The 4,049-nt window shown below is 43.0% G+C and carries 5 protein-coding genes; 1 reads left to right on the top strand and 4 read right to left on the bottom strand.

Features of this window, described 5'->3' with window-relative positions; all coding sequences use genetic code 11:
• Positions 1-526: 526 nt before the first annotated feature.
• Positions 527-1,030 carry a pilin gene (locus tag AK963_RS36740; protein ID WP_066018316.1) on the bottom strand — a complete coding sequence of 168 codons (504 nt, stop codon included), beginning with the start codon at positions 1,028-1,030 and terminating at the stop codon, positions 527-529.
• A 42-nt stretch (positions 1,031-1,072) separates the two neighbouring features.
• Between AK963_RS36740 and AK963_RS33725 the strand changes: the two genes are divergently transcribed.
• Positions 1,073-1,213 carry a hypothetical protein gene (locus tag AK963_RS33725; RefSeq protein WP_175404670.1) on the top strand — a complete coding sequence of 47 codons (141 nt, stop codon included), beginning with the start codon at positions 1,073-1,075 and terminating at the stop codon, positions 1,211-1,213.
• 487 nt (positions 1,214-1,700) lie between these two features.
• Here the strand turns inward: AK963_RS33725 and AK963_RS26290 are convergent, their stop codons facing one another.
• From AK963_RS26290 to AK963_RS26280, 3 genes are all read right to left on the bottom strand, one after another.
• Entirely contained in the window at positions 1,701-2,321 is a 621-nt protein-coding gene (locus AK963_RS26290) for a helix-turn-helix domain-containing protein (protein ID WP_066018315.1), read from the bottom strand.
• A gap of 164 nt (positions 2,322-2,485) precedes the next feature.
• Positions 2,486-2,956: a hypothetical protein gene (locus AK963_RS26285; protein WP_066018314.1), complete on the bottom strand. Its 471-nt coding sequence runs from the start codon at positions 2,954-2,956 to the stop codon at positions 2,486-2,488.
• A gap of 145 nt (positions 2,957-3,101) precedes the next feature.
• Positions 3,102-3,500, bottom strand: a complete 399-nt coding sequence (locus AK963_RS26280; protein ID WP_066018313.1) for an NINE protein — start codon at positions 3,498-3,500, stop codon at positions 3,102-3,104.
• Positions 3,501-4,049 lie beyond the last annotated feature (549 nt).

The following is a 4,049-nucleotide window of genomic DNA, read 5'->3' as shown; positions in this document are numbered from 1 at the left end:
ACCCAACAGCATACGGGGGTTGGGTTTTGCGTCTTCTTATATAGAATTGAAGAGTTCCGACAGAATTAACATCACGAATATAAGTTAAGTAATAGATAGTTGAATTTTTATCAATTTTAAGTATTATTCCCATCAAGCTTCACCAGAAGGAAGCCTAGCTGGCACAATCCTCCCCAGGGGGCGTGCCAGTGCCCTTCATAAACTCCTTAAATCTCTAATTGTCCCTTCATAATCTCTCTATCATTTCACATTTACGACCATTGTCGTCTATTTAGAATTTTGTCATATCTCAGACACACAGTACCTACGAAGAAACTTGCTGGTGTTTTTTTGTAGTTAGAGCTTATTCTGCCGGAAAATTTTTCCAAGGGAGGATAAATTGGGAAGGGGGGTATAGTGGGTATGCATTCCCACGCCGGAGCGTGGGAACGAGGTCAAGGGAATTTAGCGGGTATGCATTCCCACGCTGGAGCGTGGGAACGAGGTCAGAAATGTGTGAATGACTTCAACTCAGCATCGAGACGAACTAAGTATTTTCATCACCAGTATTTTCATCACCAGTATTTCCATCACCAGTATTTCCATCACCAGTATTACCTGTACCACCCGTTGTGCCACTTACTGCTCCTATTTGATCAATTGCATTAGTCCCACACAAATTGTTGTTAGGGTCAGTTCCATTGTTACAAACTACGGAAGTTTGAGAACCTGCAGAGTCAAATGTATAAACTAAAGTGCCGCCTAAGGGAGCTACGGCAGTACCGGTAATGGTAATATCATTTCCAGAAGCGGCTACTGCAACATTATCGCCAGTCAGTGGATTCAGAGCTGTTGCACAGTTACTAGACGTATCTGTTTGCATACATATTGTCACTTGCGATCGCATTGACGAGGCTTCAGAAATCAAAGCGGCAGCTGATGCATTCCTCGTATAATTCTGATACTGAGGAATCGCTACAGCGGCCAGAATACCGATAATCGCCACAACGATCATCAGCTCGATCAACGTAAAACCTTGTTGTTTTTTCACTTCTCGTCCCCCAGGGAATCTTAATGTAAAAGGATTATTAACATGCTACTGCTGCAAAATATTTGCCTTGCAATTCCCGACCCTGGGTTGCACTTCATCCTGACTCTGCCCATCGCCTTTGAAGCGGCTACTTTGTTAACCTTGCCTGCTCATACCCGTTACCTGGACTCAAGCTCCCGGTGATCTGGCCTCTTACGGTCACAAATCTTTTGTGTATTTTCCGCTATTCGCGTTTGTACTTCAGGCTATGGAGCGTAGCAAAAAGTACCATAGTTCGGTATACCCCACAATATCAAAACCATCTTGGTGCCTTGGGCTGTAAGGAATCTGTCGTCAGGTTGAGAGGTCTGTCTGAAAAATGAAAATAAAAATCGAGGTGTCAGGGGGATTAAAGATGCAAACGATCGGCACGCTTGGCGTGGAAATGCATACCAAATGTAATGTAAGCAACGACGCCAATAGCACAGCCCCGACCAACCCCCCAATAACGTTAATCGTCCACTAATTCCGTGGATAACTCGGTGAACAACCCGTGGGATAGTCAGGGAAACACTGGAAAATACGGTATAAAAACAGAATGGTTATTTTTTAACCAGCGGTGAATAACTGATCAGAGCAAAATATGCCAACACCTTTTTTAAGCTGGACTCTGTTCGGTAATCCAACCACTTCAACGCTTAACTTCCAACTCCCAGTAATCCATAATCCGCACTCGTCCGATGGTCTGCATATCCGGCTGTCGGGTGCTGGTCTGGTCCAGACCTTTATAGCTGATCAGAAAACTGCACAACTGCTTTTTACCATTCTCTTCACGCAGAGCCAGAAACAGTCCTGGCCCTGGTCGTAACTCCCGCTCAACCACCAACAGGGTAAAGCCGGTAAAACATTCGATGGTTTCCGGCACATAGTAATACTCGTAGAGTTTCTTATCCCGGGGCTTGTGCTGCTCGCTGGTAAATATATCCGGTACGCGAGCCGTCACTTCGTACCAGTCGCCTTCCGGAGGAACGACGGTAACATGAGTCAGCATGGCGGCATTCAGTGGCCTGGGTCTGGTTGGCTCTGGTTCCGGGTCATAAGGGTCACCGATGCCGGTGCTCAACCAGTGCGCAGAGACACCCGTGGCATCCGCCAGACGCTCGACGTATTTATGGGGATTATCAATTTTGCCACTGGCCAGGCGGTACATGTAGCTGCGCTCAATGCCCGTCGCACGGGACAGGGCACTTGGGGTTTCTACGCCCTTGAGTTTCATGGCAGTGGCCAGGCGGTCGGAAAAGGTATTGCTCATGGTATTTATCCTCTGGCGAATACAGGCGTTTGCCAGATGGGGATTATCAATGTGTGAACGCCTCTTTGAGAAAGAGACTACATAATTAAAGGGAAATTAGGTGCTGTTCTTTAATATTGCATTCACAGAGAAAGAACTGACACTTTTCCCTGCCACCTTTCTCACTACCAATTTTCTCCAGAATTGTTGTTGTTTTTGTAGTTAGGCCTTTTTGTATAACTAATTTTCATAACTCCATTCTTAACTGGAAAATACGCATCAGCAACTCCATCTTTCCAAGCAATAAATTTAAATGTTTTTTTATTTCTACACTTTACTAAGCCACCAAACATTTCATTGTTACTCATGTTTGGCTCAGGGAAAATTTTTACTGTCCATTGACAAGTTTCACTAGCCACATCGACTTTTCCTGTGATTCCAAAATCAATTAATTTAGGTATTTGATTTTCAACATCCACCCCATAATCATTAAATCTTTCAATGAATCCGATTTTTGCGTGCCATAGTCCTGAAGCGTTTATTCTAAAGTCCAGTTTTTCAGCAATCCCCGCATCTCTATGTTTAAATAATTCTGCACTAACATAAATCGGAGTTGAAAAGCCAAGTATTACTACAAAAATAAACATTTTTCTCATGATCCCTCCATAGATTTGAATCTATATTTATGCGTAATACCCTAACACCAAGGAACTGGGGGCGGGTCTTGTATCTTGAAAACATCAAAGATTAAAAAATTGACTCTCAATTCTGACCTGAAATTTCAAACGCACTTTTTCAATTTTATGATTCAGAATAATTGAAATTTTTAATCGAGACCTGATCATTCAACGTCCAAAAATCATAAATAACACCAAGGCCAAGAAAGCCAATGGTCAACAGATACAAAATTCCGGATATCCATTTTCCCAGGTACATACGATGAATGCCGAAAACACCAAGGAATGTCAGCAAGATCCAGGTAACAGAATAATCATACTGGCCACTGTGGAAACGAAGGTCGGCCTCTCGGTCCATTGATGGAATAAGAAAAAGATCGATCAGCCAACCTATGCCGAATAGACCAAAAGTGAACAACCAGATTGTGCCGGTTACCGGTTTTCCATAATAGAAGCGGTGTGCACCAAGGAAGCCAAATATCCAGAGAACGTAACCAATAACCTTGCTATGAGTGTCGTGCATTGTTATCACCTGTACTGTTGAAAATGGTGACTTGAAACGATGATGTATTAAGGATGAGGCGTAGTCTTGATTTCGGATACTTACTTTTTCATGTTGAGAATAAATACGCTTACGCTTTCCCTAATGGCACGATTAAATCAAAAAAGCATGAAAACGTTTCTCTGAATCGCGTCAACGCTACCGCCCGTCCAGACATCTTCAGGAAATAGTCAGGTAACGCACTTGTTGTACGACTCTCTATGTGTAATTTCATTGGAAAAATATAGTACCATCGAACTATATACAGTGGTATTGCCCGCCATCATCTTTTTCGATTCCCCATATTTGCCACCAGACCTCTCAGGTTATTGCCTGCAGACGGTTTTACCTTTTCTTTACAGGTATAAAAACGACGGGTACTGACCGCAATCAAAACATTCAACTTACGCCATGTGCGACTTTTAGGTTTGCATAAGGAGACATGACTGAACCTGCTTTCTGCTATTAAAAGCAGTAAAAAGCAAAAAAGAAGGTTTCAGTCATGCCCGTTGAAGAGTTTATCACTACAGT

This window comes from Endozoicomonas atrinae (assembly GCF_001647025.1).
GTDB lineage: Bacteria > Pseudomonadota > Gammaproteobacteria > Pseudomonadales > Endozoicomonadaceae > Endozoicomonas > Endozoicomonas atrinae.
This window is presented reverse-complemented; position numbering and strand designations above follow the sequence as displayed.

Excerpts from the sequence above, each read along its gene's own strand:
- AK963_RS26285 (WP_066018314.1), bottom strand. The coding sequence starts at position 2,956 with ATGAGAAAAATGTTTATTTTTGTAGTAATACTTGGCTTTTCAACTCCG.
- AK963_RS26290 (WP_066018315.1), bottom strand. The coding sequence starts at position 2,321 with ATGAGCAATACCTTTTCCGACCGCCTGGCCACTGCCATGAAACTCAAG.
- AK963_RS33725 (WP_175404670.1), top strand. The coding sequence starts at position 1,073 with ATGCTACTGCTGCAAAATATTTGCCTTGCAATTCCCGACCCTGGGTTG.
- AK963_RS26280 (WP_066018313.1), bottom strand. The coding sequence starts at position 3,500 with ATGCACGACACTCATAGCAAGGTTATTGGTTACGTTCTCTGGATATTT.